Raw genomic sequence first — 19,254 nt, 5'->3', positions numbered from 1 at the left:
GAATGGCCCGATGACGAGTGTGACCGCCCCGGAAATCCGCCTGGTGTCCGGCGCCCTCGGCGCGGAGATCAGCGGCATCGACCTGAACACGTTGACCGACGAGGAGTTCGACCTGATCCGCGATCGCCTGCTGCGCCACCAGGTGGTGTTCCTGCGCGGTCAGCAGGACCTGACGCCGGAGGCGCACATCGACTTCGGGCGGCGCTTCGGGGAGGTGGAGCTGCACCCGTACCTGCCGAGGCTGGAGAGCCACCCGGAGATCGTCGTCATCGACTCGGAGGACGGCGCGAAGGTCGACGTGTGGCACACGGACATGACCTTCCACGACAGTCCGCCGATCGCGTCGGTGCTGCACCTGATCGACCTGCCGCCCAACGGCGGCGACACCATGTGGACCAACCAGTGCCTGGTGTACGAGTCGCTGTCGGCCCCGCTGCGCGACCTCGTGGACGGCCTGACCGCCATCCACACCATCCGCGTGGGCACCGAGTTCTCCAGCCGCGCCGAGCACCCGGTGGTGCGCGTGCACCCGGAGACCGGCCGCCGCTCGCTCTACGTCAACCGCCTCTTCACCTCGCACATCCCCCAGTTGTCGCGCAACGAGAGCGACGCCCTGCTGGAGTACCTGTTCCGGTTCTCCGAGGGTCCGCAGTTCACCTGCCGCTTCCGCTGGCAGCCCGGCGACGTGGCCATGTGGGACAACCGGGTGACGCAGCACTACGCCGTCAACGACTACCGCGAACGCCGCCGTGGCCAGCGCATCACGGTGTTGGGCGACGTGCCCACGGGCAACCCGCCGCGCTGGGAGCACTACCAGCCCGCGCCCGGCGAGCGGTACTGGCCCGACCGGGTCAACGCGGTGGAGGACTACTGATCCTCCCGCCACACCACCGGGAACTCCTCGATGCCCCCGTTGATCCGGTCGTGCCGCCACGGCAGCTCGTCGACCCCGATCGCGGGCGCGAGCCCCGGCAGGCGGCGCAGCAGCGTCGCGATGGACAGCTCCACCTCCATCCGGGCCAGCGCCGTGCCCAGGCAGAAGTGCGGCCCGTAGCCGAACGCCAGGTGCGCCGTGCGGGTCACCCTCTCGATGTCGAACACGTTGGGGTCGCTGAAGACCCGGGGATCGCGGTTGGCCACCCACGGGACGGCCATGACGCGGTCCCCGGCGCTCATCGCGACGTCGCCGACGGTCACGTCCTCGGTGACGACCTGCACGCGGAACATGCTGCTGACTGCGGTGTACCGCAGGATCTCCTCCACCGCGGCGGGGACCTTCTCCGGTGACCGCACCAGCTCAGCCAGCTGCTCCGGGTGCTGGAACAGCACCCGCACGCCCGCGGCCGTCGAGCCGACCTCCAGGCCGCCGCGCAGCAACCCCATGGCCAGCACGATGATCTCCTCGTCGGACAGGCCGTGGTCGTCGCCGCCCTCCAGCCAGACCGACAACAGGTCGTCGCCGGGCTCGACCCGCTTGGCGGCCAACTGCCCCGCCAGGTAGACCCACAGCGACTTCGCGGCCTCCACGGAGTTGTAGTCCACCACCGAGTTCAGGCCCGCCAGCCAGCCGTAGAACTGCTCGCGGTCGGCGGCCGGGACACCGATCACCTCGCAGATCACCAGCAGCGGCAAGGGCGCGACGAGGCCGCTGACCAGGTCGGCGGGCCGCGGGCCGCCGATCATCGCGTCCACCAGCTCGTCCACCAGGGCCTGCACGCGCGGCCGGTAGTGCGCCATGCGGCGACCGCCGAACGCGCGGCTGCCCACCCGGCGCACCGCCGCGTGCGCCGCGCCGTCCTGGTTGAGGTCGCGCAGCGGCGGGTGGTCCGGCGGCGGCCGGTGCAGGACCCGGCTGAACCGGGGGTCGGCCAGCACCTTGACGCACCCGGCGTAGTCCAGCACGAGCCAGGCGGGCTCCCCGTCGGGCAGCAGCACCCGGCTCACCGGGTCGGTCTCGATCATGCCGAGGAGTTCCGGCGACAGCTCGCCGGTGAACGGCTCGAAGGGGTACCGGCGCGGTTCGGGTTCGACGGCCACGGCGGACAACACTGCGCCCGAAACCCCTCTGCGTCAACGGATTCCGCACGACCTCCGCGCGGGTTACCATGCCGGGTGCGCATTCTGATCTCGACGTGGGGCTGGCGTTCGCACTTCTACTGCCTGGTGCCGGTGGCGTGGGCGCTGCAGGCCGCCGGGCACGAGGTGCTGGTGGCCACCCAGCCGGGGCTCGCGCCGGTCGTGGACGAGGCCGGCCTGGTCGCCGTGCCGCTGGGACCGCACCTGGACTTCGAGGCCGTGTTCACCGACCGGATCGGCAAGGTCGGTGGCAGCACCGGTGACGGCACGCCCGATCCGGACGGTCCGGCGATCACCCCGGACGGCGGTGTGGTCCACATGGCCGACGCCTGGGTGGACGACCTGGTCGCGTTCGGACGGTCCTTCCGGCCGGACCTGGTCCTGTGGGAGCCGTTCAACCTCGCCGCGGCCGTGGCGGCGGCGGTGCTGGACGTGCCCGGCGCGCAGGTCCTGTGGGGACCCGACCACGGCTCCACGCTGGCGTGGGACCACGACGGCGTCTTCGGCCCGCTGGCACGTCGCTTCGGGATCACGCCGTCGGACGTGCGCGTGGCGGGCGGCCTGATGGTCGACCCCGTGCCCGCGCCGCTCCAAGTGCCGCTGCCCGTGCCGAGCCTGCCGATGCGCTACCTGCCGTACAACGGCACCCACGTCCTCCCGCCGTGGCTGCACGAACCGCCGAGCCGTCCGCGCGTGTGCGTCACCGGCGGCACGGTCGCCGGGCCGGGGCTGTCCGAGCGGGCCGATCTCGCGGACGTCATCCGCGCCGTGGCGGACCTGGGCGCGGACGTGGTCGTCGCCGTGGCCAAGGCCCACCGCGACGCGCTGCCGCCATTGCCCGACACCGTGCGGGTGGCCGAGGCGCCCCTCGCGCTGCGCCTGGCGCTGCCGGGCAGCGCGGCGTTCGTCCAGCACGGCGGTGCGGGCACGATGATGACCGCGCTCGTTCACGGTGTACCGCAGCTGATCCTGCCGCAGGTCGGCGACGAGCACTTCAACGCCGAACGCCTGCTGCTGTCCGGCGCGGGCCTGGTGCTGGAGGAGCCGGACGTCGTGTCCGTCCGCGACAGCGTCGCCGCGCTGATGGACGGGGGGCCGTGGCGCGAGGCCGCCGAACTGCTGCGCGACCGCATCCACGCCATGCCCACCCCCGCCCAAGTGGTCGACCAGCTCGTCGCCTACGCCGAAGGAGGCCGCCCGTGATCCGCTTCCCGCTCCCGCCCGCGCCGTCGCTGCACCACCCGTCGCCGGAGTACGCGCGCCTGCGCGCCGAGGACCCGGTGCCGCGGGTGGAACTGCCCGACGGAGCCGTCGCCTACCTCGCGACCCGGCACGCGGACGTCCGCAAGGTCTTCAGCGACCCGAGGTTCAGCCGCGCCGCGGCCACCGGGCCGAAGGGTCCGGAGTGGGAGCTGGGGTCGCTGGCCGACGACTCGCTGCTGGGCATGGACCCGCCTTTGCACACCAAGGTCCGCGGCGTGGTCGGCAGCGCGTTCACCGCGCGCCGCGTCGAGGACATGCGCGCGACGGTGGCCGGGCTCGTGGCCGGCATGATCGACCGCCTCGAGGAGGCAGGTCCCGGCTCGGACCTGAGCGCGCACGTGTCCGCTCCGCTGCCCATCGCCGTGATCAGCGGGCTGTTCGGCGTGGCCGACGAGGACCAGGACCGGGTCAAGGAGTGGTCGGACGCGCTCGTCGGCGACTGGCGGGCCGACCCGGGCCCGCCGCGCGCCGCGCTGGCCGCGTTCGGGGAGCTGATCGAGAAGCGGCGCGCGAACCCCGGCGACGACCTGATGAGCGCCCTGGTCGCCGCGTGGGACCGGGAGGACTCGCTGTCCGAGCGGGAACTCGTCTCCGTCACCGCCGGGCTGCTCGCCGGCGGCCACGAGTCGACCACCAACCAGATCAACCTGTTCGTCACCGTCCTGTCGAGCCACCTCGACCAGCTCGCCGCCCTGCGCGCCGACGACCCGCACGCCGTCGCGGTGGCCGTGGAGGAGCTGACCCGCTACATCCAGCTCGGCGAGAGCGGCATCCTGATGCCCCGGGTCACGCTCGAAGACGTCGACCTGGGCGGCGTCCCGGTGCCGGCGGGCTCGGTCGTGCTGCCGGCCGTGGTGTCGGCCAACCGCGACGAGTCGGTGTTCCCGGACGCCGACCGGCTCGACCTGACCCGCTCGCCCAACCCCCACATCGGGTACGGGGCCGGCCCGCACCACTGCATCGGCGCTTCCCTGGCCCGCATGGAACTCCAGGAAGCGCTGGGCGGCCTGCTGCGCCGACTGCCGAACCTCCGCCTGGCCGTGCCGGAGTCGGAGCTGCGCCTCAAGCCGGGCCTGGTGGTCAGGAGCTTCCAGGAGCTGCCGGTGACGTGGGACCGATAGCGGGTGCCGTCGGGTCGAACGCGGCGGCCAGCGCCACCTCCTCCACCGCGTGGAGCATCGTCTCCACCTGGTCGGTGGTCAGCACGGCCATGTCGAACACCATCTGGAGGTGGATCGTGCCGGGGCGGTCCTCGACGCTGATGAACAGCTGGTCGGGCATCGCGTCGAGGTGGCCGTCCCAGGACAGGAACGTCCGGGGCAGCTCGGCCCGCACCCGCTCCTCGGTGATCGGGTCGCCGTCGGTCAGCAGCTCCTCGGCGTCCGGGCGGGTGCTGAACCTCAGGTCGCTGATGCGGCAGGTGACCGCGGCCGGGTGGCCGCGTTCGGCGTCGAGGCGGGCGACGAGGCGGTCGAGCTCGTCGGGGTCGTAGTAGGCGCGCATCCACGCGGCCGTCGCCGCGTGCCGGGTCCGGGCCACCACCTCGTCCACCGTGCCGCCCAGGTCCAGCGTCACCACCGAGTTCTGGCTCAGCGTGCCGATCACGTCGGCGAAGCCGGGCCGGAACCGGTTGCTGACGATGACGTTGGTGGTGAGCGGATCGACGCCGGTGGCGCGGCCGATCGCGATGGCGAGCACGGCCAGGAGAACCCGCGCGGTGTCGGTCCGGGTGCGGCGGGCGATGGCCAGCACCGCCAGGTGGGCGGCGGGCGAGTTGAACCGGCCGTGCCAGTAGCGGTGCCCGAGCCGCCCCTCCGGGTACTTCGGCTCCCCGAAGGTCGCGGGTGGCAGGTCCCGGAGCCGCTCCTCCCAGTAGCGCATCGCACCGTCGCTGGTGCGCCGCGCCTCGGGGGTCTGCTCGCGGCGCGCGAGGTCCAGCCCCGTGACCGCGTCGGGGTCGAGCCGGCGGTCGGCCAGCTCGCCGATGCCCAGGCCGGTCATCAGCAGCAGCGTGCCCGTGCCGTCGGCGACGAGGTGGTTGACCGCGAACACCAGGTGCGCCGCCCGGCCGCGGTGCTCCAGCACCGCCAGCCGGACCAGCCACGGGGTGTGGCCGTCGAACGGCGTCATCATCCACTCGAACCAGATCTTGTGGCTGTGCGCCCGGACCTCGGCGGGATCCGCGGCGTCGTCGAAGGCGGTCACCTCGACGTCGATCTCGCCGGAGGCCACGACCACCTGGCACGGCTCGCCGTCGTCGCCGACGCCGAGCCTCAACCGCAGCGCGGGGTGGCGGCTCATCATCCCGCCCAGCCGGGCCGCGAGCTCGGCGACGGTCACGCCCTCGGGCAGCGGGTGCGCGCCGCTGTTGTTGTGCGGCCAACCGGTCGCGCGCATGTCGCGCATGATCGCCTTCTGGCCCCACGTCAGCGGCGCGGTGCCCGCGCCGGGTCCGGAGAACGGGACGGTGACGCGGCGCTCACGCATCGGCGCGCCCGAGGATCACGCCGGCCTCGGTGGGCGACTCCGGCAGGAAGCCGCGGATGTCAGCGGTCATGGTCCACGCGCCCCTCCCCGTCCGGTGGAGGGAGATTCTTTGGCCACCGGGTCCTGGCCGTCAAGCAACCGTTCGACGCAGTTCGACTTCTACGACCAGGAGCACCAGGTGACGCTGTCGGCCGACACCGCCGCCGCCCACTTCGGAAGGACGCTGCGATGATCCTCGTCACCGGAGCCACCGGCAACGTCGGCGGCGAGGCCGTCCAGGCGCTGGGGCGGACCGGCGCGCCCGTGCGCGCGCTGGTGCGCGGACCCGTCGAGCGGGTGGTGCTGCATGGTCGAGTCGGAGGCGGCGGTGCGGGAGTCCGGTGTGGGCTGGACGTTCCTGCGGCCGGCCGCGTTCATGTCCAACGCCTTGCGCCGGCTGCCCCGGCTGCGCGAGGGCGACGTGGTGAGCGCTGCCGGAGCCGGGCCACGCGGGCCGTGCCTGCTCGTTGAGCGGGCCCGAGGCGCTCCTGCCCGAGGGTCCTGGGCCGGGTGCTCGGCCGTGACCTGCGCTTCCACGCGTTCGGCGACGACGAGGCCAGGGAGCGAATGACCGCCACCACGCCGAGCGAGTACGTCCGGGCGTTCTCGCCACCGGCCGACCGGCCCGCACGTTCGAACAGTGGACCACCGCCCACGCCGGGCTGTTCCGCCAGCTTGAGCTCCACCCTGTTCCGCAGGTCCGTGAGGTTGCCGACCTCGTCCGGGCCGGCCAGTTCACCGCATCGTTCTTCTCCGACGCGGGCGTCGAGATCGCGAGAATCCCGCCACGGTGCCCGCGAGCCGACTGGCGCCGGAGCGGTTCGTCGGCACCGTCAGACGCGAAATCACCGGTGTCCCCCGCGGTGGGGGGGGGGGGGCCCCCCGCCCGCGCGGCCGGGGCGGCGGGGGGGGGGGCGCCCCCCCCGCCCCCCCCCCCCCCCCCCCCCACCGCGGTCATGCGACGTTGAACGAGAAGAGGTTGCTGTACTCGCCGTATCCCCCGTCGGCGTTGATCGCGTACACGTCGAGGTCGTGGTAGCCGCTGGTGCTCGGCGTCAGCGTGATCGTCGCGACGCCGTCCGGGCCGGCCGGGACGTCGACGTACTCACCCCAGTCGACGGAGTAGCTGTAGGCCGAGACCTGAGTCCAGCCCGGCGGTGGGCTGAACGTGAACGTGCCCGGCACGCCCACACCCCCGGTCGGTTCGCCGCTGTCGGTGTACACGTCGGAGTGAACCTCCGGCCCCGGGAAGAAGTAGTGGGTCCAGGTCTCCGCGCCGGACACCCAGCCGTCGGCGCTGCGACTGCTCACGGTGACGGTGTGGCCCCTCGGGTCGTCGGCCCGGAAGGTGATCGTCGCCGTGCCGTCCGCGCCGGCCGCGATCACCTGCTGATCCCCCGAATCGAGCCGGTAGACGAAGCCGACGGTGCGGTCGGCCAGGGCGGGCAGCGGCGCGAACCGCAGGGTAACGTCCCGGTTCCACCGGGGTTCGTCGCCGACCAGGGTGATGGAAGGGCTGGTGGCCGGGATGAACACGGGGTACCGGCTCGGTTCCGAGCGGTTGCCCGCGGCGTCGATCGACCACGCCGTCAGCTTCTGCGGGCCGGCGCCGGGTGGGACGAGGGTCGTCGTGGCCGTGCCGCCGGGGTGGTCCGCCCGGATCGCCTGGGCGCCGTCCAGCGGGTCCGAGCAGATCAGCCGGCCCAATTCCCCGGCGGAGCACCCGTGCACCGGGATCGTGCTGCCCCACGTGTAGCCGAACCCGATCGTGTCGGCGTCACCGCGGGCGTCGAAGACGAACACGCCGTCCTCGCCCGCGGGCACCGTCGAGGAACCGTCGTACGGCGGGTAGTTGGGGGAGGTGATCGCGGGTGCGGACGGGTTCACCCCGTCGGCGACGAAGTGGCAGGGTGTCGACCAGGCGGACAGGTCGGCGCCGTCACCGGCGCGTGCCTGCCAGGAGTAGGTCTTCCCGTCGGTGAGCCCCGGGAAGCTCGCGCTGCCCACCCGGGTGGTGCTCGCGAACTGCGAGGTCCTCTCGGTTCGCGCGGTCGGGTCGTCCTGCGGCCACAGGGCGAAGTCGACGGTCAGGGAGCTCAGGCTCTGGTCGCCCGGGTCGTCGTCGGCGGGCAGCGCCTCCAGCGTCACGAACCAGGTGCTCAGCTTCGGGTGGGGAGTCGCGGTGGCGCAGGTCTTTCCGGAGTTGTAGCGGTGCTGATCCACAATGGATGGAGCCTGGTTGTGCTGCACGCTCAGCGCGGCCTTGTAGTACCCGTACAACGTCCGACCGTAGGTGGTGTCGCGTTCGAGCGGCGCCGGCACGGCGACTTCCACCGTGATCCGGGACTCGTTGCGCGCCGCCGCGTCCCGCACCGCGGCCGCGACGTCGAACGACGGGTAGGACAGGCACACCCCGGTCGCGGTGAAGTCGTCCAACCACCGCTCACGCCTAGGCGCGTCCCCCCACGTGGGATCACGGGTGACCGGCGCGGTCTGCCACACCTCGATCGCACGTTTGGTGCAGTCGGCCGTCGTGCTCTCCTGGAGGTAGAGCTTCGCGCCGAGGATCCGGGCCCCGGCGAACTGCGCGACGTCGAAGGTCAAGTAGACCCGCGAGACGTGCAGTCGACCGTCACGCGTCGAGGCGCCCAACGGCGCGTCCTGGTCCTGCCACGGGAACGCGGTGTGACGCTTCGCGGAGTCGGTGTAGGAAGCCAGCACCGGGTACGACCGCGTGGAGTGAGGTGCCGCCTCCGCGGTCGCGGTGACCAGGCCCGATGCCACTATCGCGGCACCCGCCAGCGCGGCCAAGGCTCTTCGTCGTAACAAGGTTCCCCCCTCGTTCGGCCTGCGAGGTTCCTCGCGGCGAGGCCGAACGCCAATGCTCCCCCGCACCCGACTCGCCCGTCCGACGTTCGGTCGCGGTTGTCCCTTTCGCTCCAGGGCGTTGCGGCGATCGGCGCACAACGCCGGGGTGCAGGCGGTGATCAACGGACGTGCTCCCGTCGACCTGGCGGAACTCGGGCGCGACTACGCCGTCACGCTCAAGCGGGTCAGTCGGTGACGTGTCCCCCTCCACATCGGCGACACCGGCCGGGCACTGTCGGCTACCGCACCGCGGCGTCATGTTCCTGATAGGGCCATGACGCTGATGGATCGGGTGAACCCGCCGTTGCCCCCTCCAACCGGGCGAGGGACGGCATTAGCGTCGTCAGGAGCAGTGCCGAGCGCCCCGGACCCGGCGTCCTCGTTCCGCATGGAAGGACTGTGCGACATGCTGCTTTCCAGGCTTGTCGGAGCCGCTGTTCTCACGGCAAGCGCCACGCTGTCCATCGTCGGAGTCGCGAACGCACAGGGCGATCGCGACTGCGCGGACTTCAGCAACCAAGCCGAAGCACAGCGGTTCTTCGACTCCGCCGCGACCAACCACCACCGGCTCGACGCGGACAACGACGGCATCGCTTGCGAACAGCTCCCGGCGCCCAGTCACATTCCGGCAACCCGTCGGACCCTGGCTCCCGAGCCGCCCAACGGCCCGATCGACACGGGTGACGGCTCCACCCTGGACGACTCGACCGCTGACGAATCGGGCGCCCTGCCACTCCTCCTCGGGCTGGGCGGGCTCGGTGCCGTCTCCGCCACCGCTGCCGCGGCACGGCGTGCGCGCAGGAGCAGTTAGAGCATGCGCGACCGCTCACGCCGGAGCGTGAAATCACGAATGGTGGGGATGGCGGCCGCGGTGGCCCTGGCGGTTCTGACGTACACCGACAACGACCACCCGGCCGCCACCGACCACGCGGTCGACACGGCTCTCGCCGCGTCGGCACGCGAACCGGCCGGACCGGACGTCGCACCCGCACCGAGCACACCGCAGACACCGCCGGCAGCGGTGCTCGGCGCATCCCGCCCGACCCGGCTGACCATCCCGGCGATCGGCGTCGACACCGCCGGACTCATCGACCTCGGGCTGCGCGCCGACCACACCATGGAGGTCCCGGCCGACGCCGAAACCGTCGGCTGGTACACCCACTCGCCGACGCCAGGAGAGCGCGGGCCCGCCCTGCTCGCCGCGCACGTCGACTGGCAGGGCCGGCTGGGGGTGTTCCACGGCCTGCGCAAGCTCACACCCGGCGACCACGTGACCGTGGAACGGGCCGACGGCTCGGCCGTGTCGTTCACGGTCCGACGGGTCGAGCAGCACCCGAAAGACCGCTTCCCCACCCAAGCGGTGTACGGCCACGTCGAGAGCCCCGAACTGCGGCTCGTCACCTGCGGCGGGCAGTTCGACCGGGAAGCGGGCAGCTACCGGGACAACATCGTGGTCTACGCCCAGATGACGGGAAGCCCGCATCCCGGGTGAGGGTCCGCCGGAGGCCCCCGCGCCGCGAGGCGCGCTCCACGGGGCCGGTAGGGCTTTGCGCTGGTGGGCAGGCCCGTGCCCGAGGAGCTGAGGCAGAATCTCGCCCATGACAGCCGCACGGCTGCTGGCGCGCCGCACCGAGCGGTGGTTCGTCCAGCAGGGAGCCCCGACGATGATCGAGGGCTACGGGTTCTTCACGCACGTCCTGCCGCGGATGCTGCCGGCGCTGGCCACCATCGCCATCGCCTGCCTCATCTGGCTCGTGCCGCTGGGCGCGGCGGGGTACGGGCGGTGGGTGCTGCTGACGGTGATCCTCGCCAGCGCCCTCACGGCCTGGGTCGTGCTGTCGTTGTTCGTGCGGCGGCTGCCGCTGTTCACGCGCAACCGCACGATCGCGATCCTCGTCGGGTACGCGGTGGTGCCGGTGATCGTGCCGATCCTGCAGGACACCATCGACGACACGCCGGACAGCGATCCGGTGCAGCTGGTGGTGTTCTTCGCGGCGATCTTCGCCGCGGCCTGGTTCTCGGTGACGTACGGGTTGGCGGCGCTGCTCAAGGGCGCGATCCGGCACACGGTGCACGACTTGCGCAACAGCGTGCACCTGCTCGGGCGGGCGTTGCCGCCATTGCTGTTCGTGACGCTGTTCCTGTTCTTCACCGGTGAGCTGTGGCAGGCGATGAACGAGCTGCCGTGGCAGCGGGTGAGCCTGGTGGTGGCGTTGTTCGCGGCGATCACCGTCCTCGCGGCGGCGGCGCGGCTCAAGGACGAGATCGGCCGGGTCGAGCAGGACCTGCGCCCCGAGGTGCTGGAGGAGGCCTGCCGGGGCACGCCCCTGGGCGAGGAGGAGTTCGACGAGCCGCTGCGCCCGCGCAAGCTGAACGGGCGGCAGTCGCGCAACCTGCTGGTGATGCTCGCGATCCGCCAGCTCGTGCAGGCGGCGGTGGTGGGACTCGCGCTGTTCGCGTTCTTCGTGGCGCTCGGCCTGATCGTGGTCACGCCCGCCGTCGCCGAGCAGTGGATCGGAGCGCCGCCGGAGCCCGCGAAGTGGGTTCCCGGCGTGCCGGCGGCGATGCTGCGCAACGCCACGTTGTTCGCGGCCTTCGGCAGCATGTACTTCGCGGTGGCGTCGATGAGCGACGCCGAGCAGCGCAGGCAGTTCTTCGCACCCGTGATCGAGCGGATCGAGCGGACGCTGGCGGTGCGCGCGGTCTACCTGGTGGTCCGCGAACGCGCCTAGGCCGTTCGGGCGTTTTAGCACGCAAACGGCGATCGTGGCGGTGAACCGCGCTTAGTGTGCGGCAATGATCACCGGTGAGGGACGTGCCGGGCCATTCCCCCACGGGACGGAGGAGTGGCGGGTGCGGCTCCGGTGCCGCGGACGGCGCGGCGTGGTGGGCGCGGGCGTGCTGCTGGACAGCGAGCACGTGCTGACGTGCGCCCACGTCGCGCTGGCCGCCGAGGACCTCACCGTCGAGCTGGTCGGCCTGCCGGAGATGCCCGTGAGCGCCGCTCACATCGTGGAGCACGTCGAACCGCAGCACGAACGCGGCGACGTGGCGTTGCTGCGCCTCGTGACGCCGCAGCCGGGCGTGCGCCCGGCGACGTTGCGCAAGGTCGCCATGACCTGGAACAGGTCCGTGCACGCCCAGGGCTATCCCCGTGGCCTGGAAGAGGTCGGCGCCTGGGCGACCATGACGCTCTCGGGTATGGCGGGCGCCGAGTGGCAGCAGATGAACAGCCGCGGCGGGCACCGGGTGCAGCGCGGCTTCAGCGGCGCCGGGGTGGCCGACGACGCGAGCGGGCACGTGCTCGGGATCGTGGTCAGCGAGTACAACGTCGACGGCGCCGGGCTGTCGTGGATGATCCCGGTCGCGGCGGCGGAGGCGCGCCTGCCCGCGCTGTCGCGCTGGGTGCTCGGCGACGACGGGATCGACGACGGGTACAAGAAGCGCCCGGCGCACTACAACGGCAGGGTGCGAGAGCTGATGGACTGGCTCGCGCGCAGGCAGGACGGTGGCGCGGTGCTGATCATCGCCGGTGAGGACCTGGAGCACCTCCAGGACGCGGTCTCGTTCTCCGCGGTGGGCGAGTCGCCCGCACCCGACCTCGCGATCAACGTCGAGGGCCTGACCACCGAGGAGGTCTCGCGCCGGGTCCTCGACCGGGCCGGCCTGGTCAGCCGCGGTTCCAGCACCGAGCGCGTGCGGGAGGGCACCCCGCCGATGACGGTCGTGATCGACGGCGTCGACGCGGCGCGCGACCCCCGGTCGCTGCTCCAGGACATCGGCGGGCCGATGGTGGCGAGCGGGGCGCGGCTGGTGCTGGGCTTCCGCGACGGCGACGCCGCGGACGTGGTCGCCGCGCGAGAGCTGGCCCGGGCCGCTGTCCTCACGCGGCTGGACGGGCTGGTCGAGCGGGTGACCGCGCTGATGCGGGAGGACCCCGACACCGCGGCCACCAAGCTGCGGCTCGGGCTGAGCGCGGTGCGCCGCGCCGCCGCGGCGGACTGGCAGCTGGTCGAGGGGAAGCTGCCGCGGTTCGACCGGGCGATCACGCGGGCCGAGCGCGAGCGCGCGGCGCTGCGGCGCGTGCGGGAGGAGCTGTCCGTGCTGCGCGGGCGGCTCGCGTCGGCGCAGGCGCGTGCCGCCGCGGCCGGTTTCGCCGAGGACCTCGAGCTCGACCGGCACCGCCGCAGGGCGCACGCGGCGCTGGAAGCCGAACCCCTCGACCTCGCGGTGGCGCTGCGGGCCGTGCAGTCCTGCGAGGAAGCGGTGCGGCGGCGGTTGGGGAGAGGGGATCAGGCATGACGACGTGCACCCACTGCGGTGGGATCGTTGACGAGACCGGGTTCTGCGTCGACTGCGGCGAACCCGCGGTGGTGCGCGGCAGCTCCGCCCTGGCGCAGGTCCGGGCGGCGGGCCGGACGTCGAGCGCCACGGCGAGCAGCCGCCGCTCGCACACCGGTGACCCGATGTCGTTGCCCGTCTTCGACTTCAAGGACCCGACCAGCAGGATCATCACCGACCCGCGCGTGCCGGTGCGCACCCGCCTGTGCCCCAACGACCAGTGCCCCGACCGGAGCGCGCTGCCCCAGCGCGACTCGGGGTTCTGCCTGGCCTGCGGCACGCCGTACTCGTTCCTGCCCAGCCTGGAGCCCGGTGCGCTGGTGGCCGACCAGTACCGCGTGGTCGGGTGCTTCGCGCGCGGCGGCCTCGGCTGGATCTACCTGGCCAGGGACACGCACCTGGACGACAACCCGGTCGTGCTCAAGGGGCTCATCGACGTCGCCGACCTGGAGATCTCGACCAAGGAACGCCAAGCGCTGACGCTGCTGGACCACCCGAACGTGGTGCGGATCTACAACTTCGTCAGCCACCCGGACGCGCACACCGGCGAGGACCGCGCGTACATCGTGATGGAGTACGTGGACGGGCTGGTGCTCGAAGAGGTCGCCGAGATGTCGGCGCGCGGCTTGGTACCGCTCGGCGAGCCGCTGCGCACCGAGCACGTCGTCAGCGCCGGGCTCCAACTGCTGGCCGCGTTCGACTACCTGCACGAGCGCGGTTTCCTCTACTGCGACCTCAAGCCCGACAACGTGATCATCCGCTCCGGCAAGGTCGGCGAGCGCGGCAACCGGGTGAAGCTCATCGACCTCGGCGCGGTGCGCAGGATCGGCGACCGGAGCAGCAAGATCGTCGGCACCCGGCCCTACCAGGTGGACGAGCGGGAGATCGCCGAACGCGGCCTGACCGTGCAGTCCGACCTGCACACCCTCGGCGTGATGCTGCGCAGGCTCGACTACGCGACCGCCGACCACGACGAACCCGAGCGCACGGACCTCGCGGTGGGGCTGAGCTCGTTCCAGCGCGCCTACGAACGGGCCATGCACCCCGAACCGGACCAGCGCTACGGCTCGGCGGCGGAGATGGCCGACCAGCTGCGCGGTGTGCTGCGCGAGGTGGCGTCGTTGCGCGACCGGACGCCGCGACCGGAGCCGTCCACGGTGTTCGTGCACACGACGACGCTGCTGGACGCCGGGCTCGGCGCGGTGCCGGCCCTGGCCACCTGGACCGGGCGTGCGGTCGACCTGCTCGCCGAGACCGCGCTGCCCGACGGCAGGCCGGCCGCCGACGTCGTCGCGGTCGGGTTGCCGGTGCCGCGCGCCACCGCCGACGACCCGGCCGCGGACGTGCTCGCCGCCGCCGACACCGAGGACCCCCGGCGCCTGATCGCGCGGCTGGACAGCGACAACGTGACCTCGCCGGAGACCGCGCTCGTGCGCTGCCGGGCGGCGCTGGCCGCGAACGACCTCACCGCGGCCCGGGAGAGTCTGGTGCCTGCCCGCGGCCTGCTGGGCAACGACTGGCGGGTGAGGTGGCACGAGGGCCTGATCGAGCTGGCGAGCGAGGACATCGGCGCGGCGCGGCAGGCGTTCGACGGCGTGTACTCCTGGCTGCCGGGTGAGGACGCGCCCAAGCTCGCGCTGGCGTACTGCGCGGAGCACGAAGGCGACCTCGACCGGGCCGAGGCCCTGTACGAGGCGGTGTGGCGGCGCGACCAGTCGGTGGTGAGCGCGGTGTTCGGGCTGGCCAGGGTGCGGCTCGCGCGCGGCGATCGGGGTGGTGCGGTGGCGTTGCTGGACGAGACGCCGCAGGCGTCGCGGTACTTCGACGCGGCGCGCATCGCGGCGGTCCGCGTGCTCAGCGGCAGCATCCAAGCCGGCGGCGAGCTCCTCGCGCCGACCGACGCCGACCTCGCCGCCGCCACCGCCCGGCTGCGCGAGCTCTACCTCGACGGCGGCGCGCCCGCGGGCGAGTCGCGCGTGCGGCTGGAGACGGTGGTGCGGGAGGCCGCGCTCGCCGTCTCGCTGTCCGAGGACGCCGACACCACCCAGTTGCGGCTGGGCGTCGAGCAGTCGTACCGCGCGCTGGCCCGGCAGGCCACCAACCGCGCGGACCGCTCGTCCCTGGTCGACCGCGCGAACCACCACCGGCCGATCACCAGCCGCTGAGAGGAAGCCATGGAGCCCGGTTTTTCGCTGTCGGTGAGCCAGAACCCCTACCTGGCCACGGAGGAAGGCGAGATGGACGCGGTGCTGACCGTGTCCGGTCAGGGCGTGGTCGGTGGTGCGGCCGCGCCGGAGGTGGCGCAGGTGATCGCCATCGACTGCTCCGGCTCGATGTCCTACCCGCAGAAGAAGATGGCGTCCGCGCAACGGGCGACGAGCGCGGCGATCGACGCGTTGCGCGACGGGGCGCTGTTCGCGGTGATCGAGGGGACGCAGGCCGCCCGCGTGGTGTACCCGGCCGGGCCGCGGCTGGTCGCGGCGACCGAGAAGACCCGCCGTGCCGCCAAGAACGCCGTGCGGCAGCTGAGGGCCGGTGGCGGCACGCGCATGGGCGAGTGGCTGGAGCTGGCGCGGAGCCTGCTGTCCGGGCACCCGACCGCGGTGCGGCACGTCATCATGCTCACCGACGGGCAGAACCACCCCGGCGACTCGAAGCTCGACCAGGAGCTCGTGGCGTGCTCCCGGGTCTTCACCTGTGACGCGCGCGGTGTCGGCGCGGACTGGGACAAGCGCGAGCTGCTGCGGATCGCCGAGGCGTTGCACGGCACCGCGGACGCCGTGCGGCAGCCGGAGGACCTCGTCGCCGACTTCGAGGTGATGACCAGGACGGCGATGGAGAAGGTGATCCCCGAGGCGCGGCTCGTGGTGACGACGACGATCCGCTCGTCGGTCGACTTCCTGCGGCAGACGTTCCCGACCGAGGCGTCGATGGCGGGCGATCCGCTGGAGGAGCGCAAGACCACGTTCCTGACGGGCTCGTGGGGCGCCGAGACCCGCGAGTACTTCCTGCGGCTCTCGGTGTCGTCGGCCGGGGCGAGGCTGAACCACGACGTGCGGGTGGCGCGGGTCGACCTGGAGGTGCGCAAGCCGGGGTCGACGGAGTTCGAGCGGGCGTGCGACCCGGCTGTCGTGGTGGCGCAGTGGACCAACGACCTGAAGCTGTCCAGCGTGATCGACCCGAAGGTCGCGCACGTGACGCGGCAGACCGAGCTGGGCCAGGCGGTGCTGGCGGGCTGCGACGCGCACGACGTGGACGACCTGGACGCGGCGGCCCGGCACTGGGGACGTGCGGTGGCGCTGGCGACCTCGCTGGACAACGAGAAGGTGCTGGGCCGGTTGCTGCGGCTGGTCGAGGTGATCGGCGACCCTGCCGACGAGAACGTGCGGGTCCGGTCGGGGCTCAGGCCCGAAGAGCTGCTGTACACGGGGATGAGCTCGGTGATGTCGAGCATGAGCCCCTCGGTCGAGCCTGTCCGGGTCCCCGACGACCCCGCCGCGGCGGCCCTCCCGGACCTCGTCTGCCCCAAGTGCGCGCAGCGGTGGGGAGGCAGGTACAAGTTCTGCGGCGCGTGCGGCGAACCACTGGCCGGATGACCAGGGGGTTCCGGACCGTCGGCTAGTCGACGTAGGTGATCGGCGGCAGCGGGAGCACCGGGCCCTGTTCGACCCCCGCGGCCCGCACGTGCTCGCCGAACCACTTCTCGTGCGAGGCCTGCAACGAGCCGTCCGCGCGCATCCGGGCGATCACGCCGTTGACGAACCGGACCAGGTCCTTGTGCTTGGCGCTGATCGCGACGCCCGCGGTGCCGCCACCTTGGCCCGGCAGGTCGGTCAGCTCGGTGCCGGGATCCTGCATCTGCAACCCTTGCAGGATCGGGAAGTCGGTGTAGACCGCGTCCACGAGACCGCGTTGCAGCAGCATGAGGCACTCGCTGGAGTCCGGTGTGGACACCGGCTCGACGCCGGTGGTCCGCTGCGACTCCAGCAGGTCGACGATGCTCGTGGTGGCCGACGCGGCGCACACCTTCCGGCCGCGCAGCCCGTCCAGCGAGTCGCGCGCCTCGGTGCCCTTGCGGGTGAGCAGGCCCGCGTTCGTGGTGAGGTAGGGCGTCGAGTAGACGACGTCGTGGTTGTAGACGCGGTCGCAGGTCATCGTCACGTCGGCGACGACCATGTCGACGACCGGGACCTCCTCCAACGCCTCGTCGGCTTCCCTGGTGGCGTTGTTCTTGTCGGTGTCGAGCGCCAGCAGCCTGCTGCCGGTGGGCATGGTGACCAGGCGCAGCATCGGGTCGTTGCGCTGGAGCGGACGGCCGAACAGCTCGGTCGCGATCCGGTTGATGAGGTCGATCTCGAAGCCCTCCATCTCCCCCGTCACCTGGTCGCGGCGGCTGAGGAGCGGGGTGGTCTGGCTGACGCCGACGTCCAGGCCGTGCTCGCGGATCTCCGCGAGCGTCACGCCGTCGAGCACGCTCGTGCCGTCGCCGAGGCCGCCTGCGGGGTTGAGCGTGCGCGCCGGGTCGTACTTCGCCCTGCCCTCCGGAGTGGTGCACTCCGGCGGCAGCGAGGCCGGCTGCCCGGGGTCGCGGTAGCCGTTGGGCAGCACGGGTTCGGCCGTCCGCTCGACCGGCTGGACGGGCTGGGCCGCGCAACCCGCGAGCAGGAGGAGTGCCAGCAGCAAGCGCTTCATCGGTAGTACTCCGCGATCCGGGGCCGGAGCCCGGCCAGTGCCGCGATGGCCGCTCCCGCCATCAGCAGGGCGAAGACGACGTCCAGTCCGCCGATCCACGCGCGCGCCTCGGCGGTGGAGTGGGCGGAGGCGCTGGTGTAGGCGGAGATCGCCGCGGTGAGGTGCTCGTCCACCAGTTCCGCGGTCGACTTGCCCTGCTCGGGCGGCGTCACGAGCGCGACGGTCTCCGGGTAGGTCGGCTCGGAGTCGGTGCTGACCAGCTTGGAGTCCGCGTCGGTCCACTTCCGCGTCGCCTCGGCCGCCCGGTCGATGTGCTCGCGGTCGGTGGCGGATTCCGCCGCCTGCGCGATGAGCCCGGCGATGTCGGCGAGGTCCTTCCTCAACGCCTCCTTGTCGCCGACCGAGGGGTAGATCAGCAGTCGGGCCTCGTTGCCGTCCGCGGACCGGCCGACGTTGCGCGCCTTCGCGAGCGGCGCGACGACCTTCTCCCGGTTCTGGGTGCTGTCCTCGGCGTGGGCACTGGAGATCAGCAGCGGGATCGAGGTGACCAGGAGCGCGACGCCGGTGAGCACCGCGGCGACGATGAGGCCGGTGTTGTAGCGGCGCTTGGTGCGCCGGAAGAGGAACCTGTTCGACCAGTGGAGGACGCCCAGCACGGCGAACCCGAGCAGCCAGACGAGCCAGGACTGGCCGGTGGCGTCCTGCTGGGCCTCGGTGAGGTTCTCGACCTGCTCGCTGTGCAGTGCCGCCGCGTCTTCGAGGATCTTGCCGCGCGCCAGGAAGCTGGCCTGGTTCAGGTAGGAGGTGGCGACCGGGTGGCCCTCGCGGCCGGCGCTCCAGCCGCTCTCCACGAGCTGCACGTACTGCGGCACCAGGTCGGTGATGCGCTGGATGCGCTCGGCCGCACTCCCACCACCGTCCCGCTCCGCGGCCGCCCGCAACGCGTCGAGTGCGTCGAAGACGTTCTCGCGCACCTCCTGCTGCAACTGCGGCGAGCGCTGCTGGTCGACCAGCAGCGCGTCGAGTGAAGTGGCGTCGGCGTCCGCGAACGCGCGGTAGACGTCGAGAGCCGCGGACGTGAGCACGCCGCGCCGTTGCACCGCGTCGTCCAGCATGTCCTGCCTGTCCTGCAGGACCAACCAGCCGATCAGCCCGAGCAGCAGCGCCGACGCGGACGTCAGCGCGGCGATCATGGTCAGCTTGCCTTCGGTGCGCCGGAGATAGGCGCGCAACTCCTTGCGCACGCTCGTTCGACACCTCCGCCCTTGATCGGGCCGAGTGAATCACCCGGTGCCGTCCGGTGTCGCCGGAATCGGTGAAGTGCACACGTTCGGCCCTATCCCCTGCGCTGCACGCCGGTGGCCGTGACCTCCGAATATGTGGTGTGATCGCGTCCGATCGAGGTTCGGGCAGGGCCGCGGGGGGGGGGGGGGGGGGGGGGGGGGGGGGGGGGCGGCCGGGGGGGGGGGGGGGGCCCCCCCCGGGGGG

At 72.5% G+C, this 19,254-nt stretch carries 15 protein-coding genes; 9 read left to right on the top strand and 6 right to left on the bottom strand.

The features are described from left to right. Positions 1-10: 10 nt before the first annotated feature. The gene (locus LNK82_RS03540) at positions 11-874 is read left to right on the top strand and encodes a TauD/TfdA dioxygenase family protein (protein WP_230565459.1); all 864 of its coding nucleotides are present in this window, start codon (positions 11-13) and stop codon (positions 872-874) included. Here the strand turns inward: LNK82_RS03540 and LNK82_RS47570 are convergent. Further along, on the bottom strand, positions 868-2,037 hold the full coding sequence (locus LNK82_RS47570) for a cytochrome P450 (protein WP_230565458.1): 1,170 nt from the start codon (positions 2,035-2,037) through the stop codon (positions 868-870). The genes LNK82_RS03540 and LNK82_RS47570 overlap by 7 nt on opposite strands. A gap of 75 nt (positions 2,038-2,112) precedes the next feature. Here LNK82_RS47570 and LNK82_RS03530 point away from each other — a divergent pair, with 75 nt between their 5' ends. Together LNK82_RS03530 and LNK82_RS03525 are read left to right on the top strand one after the other, a co-directional pair. Beyond that, complete coding sequence (locus LNK82_RS03530) at positions 2,113-3,279, top strand: nucleotide disphospho-sugar-binding domain-containing protein (protein ID WP_230565457.1); 1,167 nt, start codon at positions 2,113-2,115, stop codon at positions 3,277-3,279. Further along, positions 3,276-4,460 (top strand): cytochrome P450, encoded by a 1,185-nt coding sequence (locus tag LNK82_RS03525; RefSeq protein ID WP_230565456.1) that lies wholly within the window; start codon positions 3,276-3,278, stop codon positions 4,458-4,460. Before LNK82_RS03530 ends, LNK82_RS03525 begins: the two co-directional genes overlap by 4 nt. On the opposite strand, the gene LNK82_RS03520 is transcribed toward LNK82_RS03525, so the two are convergent. The 3 genes from LNK82_RS03520 to LNK82_RS03510 all read right to left on the bottom strand — a co-directional run bounded on the left by LNK82_RS03520 (position 4,420) and on the right by LNK82_RS03510 (position 8,694). After that, positions 4,420-5,826 carry a condensation domain-containing protein gene (locus LNK82_RS03520; RefSeq protein WP_230565455.1) on the bottom strand — a complete coding sequence of 469 codons (1,407 nt, stop codon included), beginning with the start codon at positions 5,824-5,826 and terminating at the stop codon, positions 4,420-4,422. The genes LNK82_RS03525 and LNK82_RS03520 overlap by 41 nt on opposite strands. Positions 5,827-5,985: 159 nt before the next feature. Next, positions 5,986-6,243: a hypothetical protein gene (locus LNK82_RS03515; RefSeq protein ID WP_230565454.1), complete on the bottom strand. Its 258-nt coding sequence runs from the start codon at positions 6,241-6,243 to the stop codon at positions 5,986-5,988. Positions 6,244-6,819: 576 nt separating this feature from the next. Continuing rightward, positions 6,820-8,694, bottom strand: a complete 1,875-nt coding sequence (locus tag LNK82_RS03510; RefSeq protein WP_230565453.1) for a hypothetical protein — start codon at positions 8,692-8,694, stop codon at positions 6,820-6,822. 445 nt (positions 8,695-9,139) lie between these two features. Here LNK82_RS03510 and LNK82_RS03505 point away from each other — a divergent pair, with 445 nt between their 5' ends. The 6 genes from LNK82_RS03505 (at position 9,140) to LNK82_RS03480 (ending at position 16,670) form a co-directional block, all read left to right on the top strand. Then, positions 9,140-9,544: an excalibur calcium-binding domain-containing protein gene (locus LNK82_RS03505; protein ID WP_230565452.1), complete on the top strand. Its 405-nt coding sequence runs from the start codon at positions 9,140-9,142 to the stop codon at positions 9,542-9,544. A gap of 48 nt (positions 9,545-9,592) precedes the next feature. After that, positions 9,593-10,225 carry a class F sortase gene (locus LNK82_RS03500; protein WP_230565451.1) on the top strand — a complete coding sequence of 211 codons (633 nt, stop codon included), beginning with the start codon at positions 9,593-9,595 and terminating at the stop codon, positions 10,223-10,225. A 106-nt stretch (positions 10,226-10,331) separates the two neighbouring features. Then, a complete protein-coding gene (locus LNK82_RS03495) occupies positions 10,332-11,465 on the top strand; it encodes a hypothetical protein (RefSeq protein WP_230565450.1) in 1,134 nt (377 codons plus the stop codon). A gap of 64 nt (positions 11,466-11,529) precedes the next feature. Continuing rightward, positions 11,530-13,035: a S1 family peptidase gene (locus tag LNK82_RS03490; protein ID WP_268995744.1), complete on the top strand. Its 1,506-nt coding sequence runs from the start codon at positions 11,530-11,532 to the stop codon at positions 13,033-13,035. Beyond that, entirely contained in the window at positions 13,032-15,239 is a 2,208-nt protein-coding gene (locus tag LNK82_RS03485) for a serine/threonine-protein kinase (RefSeq protein ID WP_230565448.1), read from the top strand. Before LNK82_RS03490 ends, LNK82_RS03485 begins: the two co-directional genes overlap by 4 nt. Positions 15,240-15,248: 9 nt before the next feature. Continuing rightward, on the top strand, positions 15,249-16,670 hold the full coding sequence (locus tag LNK82_RS03480; protein WP_230565447.1) for a vWA domain-containing protein: 1,422 nt from the start codon (positions 15,249-15,251) through the stop codon (positions 16,668-16,670). A 22-nt stretch (positions 16,671-16,692) separates the two neighbouring features. Here LNK82_RS03480 and LNK82_RS03475 read toward each other — a convergent pair whose 3' ends face one another. Both LNK82_RS03475 and LNK82_RS03470 read right to left on the bottom strand, forming a co-directional pair. Next, complete coding sequence (locus LNK82_RS03475; protein WP_230565446.1) at positions 16,693-17,766, bottom strand: transporter substrate-binding domain-containing protein; 1,074 nt, start codon at positions 17,764-17,766, stop codon at positions 16,693-16,695. Next, positions 17,763-19,010 carry a GlnX family signal transduction membrane protein gene (locus LNK82_RS03470; protein WP_230565445.1) on the bottom strand — a complete coding sequence of 416 codons (1,248 nt, stop codon included), beginning with the start codon at positions 19,008-19,010 and terminating at the stop codon, positions 17,763-17,765. Before LNK82_RS03470 ends, LNK82_RS03475 begins: the two co-directional genes overlap by 4 nt. Positions 19,011-19,254 lie beyond the last annotated feature (244 nt).

This window comes from Saccharothrix luteola (assembly GCF_020859565.1).
Taxonomy (GTDB): domain Bacteria; phylum Actinomycetota; class Actinomycetes; order Mycobacteriales; family Pseudonocardiaceae; genus Actinosynnema; species Actinosynnema luteola.
Note: the sequence above shows the minus strand (reverse complement) of the source record. Positions and strands in the feature narration are given on the sequence as shown.

What these genes read in the sequence shown, in the direction of transcription:
- LNK82_RS03480 (WP_230565447.1), top strand. Translation starts at nt 15,249, where the DNA reads ATGGAGCCCGGTTTTTCGCTGTCGGTGAGCCAGAACCCCTACCTGGCC.
- LNK82_RS03520 (WP_230565455.1), bottom strand. Translation starts at nt 5,826, where the DNA reads ATGCGTGAGCGCCGCGTCACCGTCCCGTTCTCCGGACCCGGCGCGGGC.
- LNK82_RS03485 (WP_230565448.1), top strand. Translation starts at nt 13,032, where the DNA reads ATGACGACGTGCACCCACTGCGGTGGGATCGTTGACGAGACCGGGTTC.
- LNK82_RS03495 (WP_230565450.1), top strand. Translation starts at nt 10,332, where the DNA reads ATGACAGCCGCACGGCTGCTGGCGCGCCGCACCGAGCGGTGGTTCGTC.
- LNK82_RS03540 (WP_230565459.1), top strand. Translation starts at nt 11, where the DNA reads ATGACGAGTGTGACCGCCCCGGAAATCCGCCTGGTGTCCGGCGCCCTC.
- LNK82_RS03500 (WP_230565451.1), top strand. Translation starts at nt 9,593, where the DNA reads ATGGCGGCCGCGGTGGCCCTGGCGGTTCTGACGTACACCGACAACGAC.
- LNK82_RS03475 (WP_230565446.1), bottom strand. Translation starts at nt 17,766, where the DNA reads ATGAAGCGCTTGCTGCTGGCACTCCTCCTGCTCGCGGGTTGCGCGGCC.
- LNK82_RS03490 (WP_268995744.1), top strand. Translation starts at nt 11,530, where the DNA reads ATGATCACCGGTGAGGGACGTGCCGGGCCATTCCCCCACGGGACGGAG.
- LNK82_RS03505 (WP_230565452.1), top strand. Translation starts at nt 9,140, where the DNA reads ATGCTGCTTTCCAGGCTTGTCGGAGCCGCTGTTCTCACGGCAAGCGCC.
- LNK82_RS03515 (WP_230565454.1), bottom strand. Translation starts at nt 6,243, where the DNA reads ATGAACGCGGCCGGCCGCAGGAACGTCCAGCCCACACCGGACTCCCGC.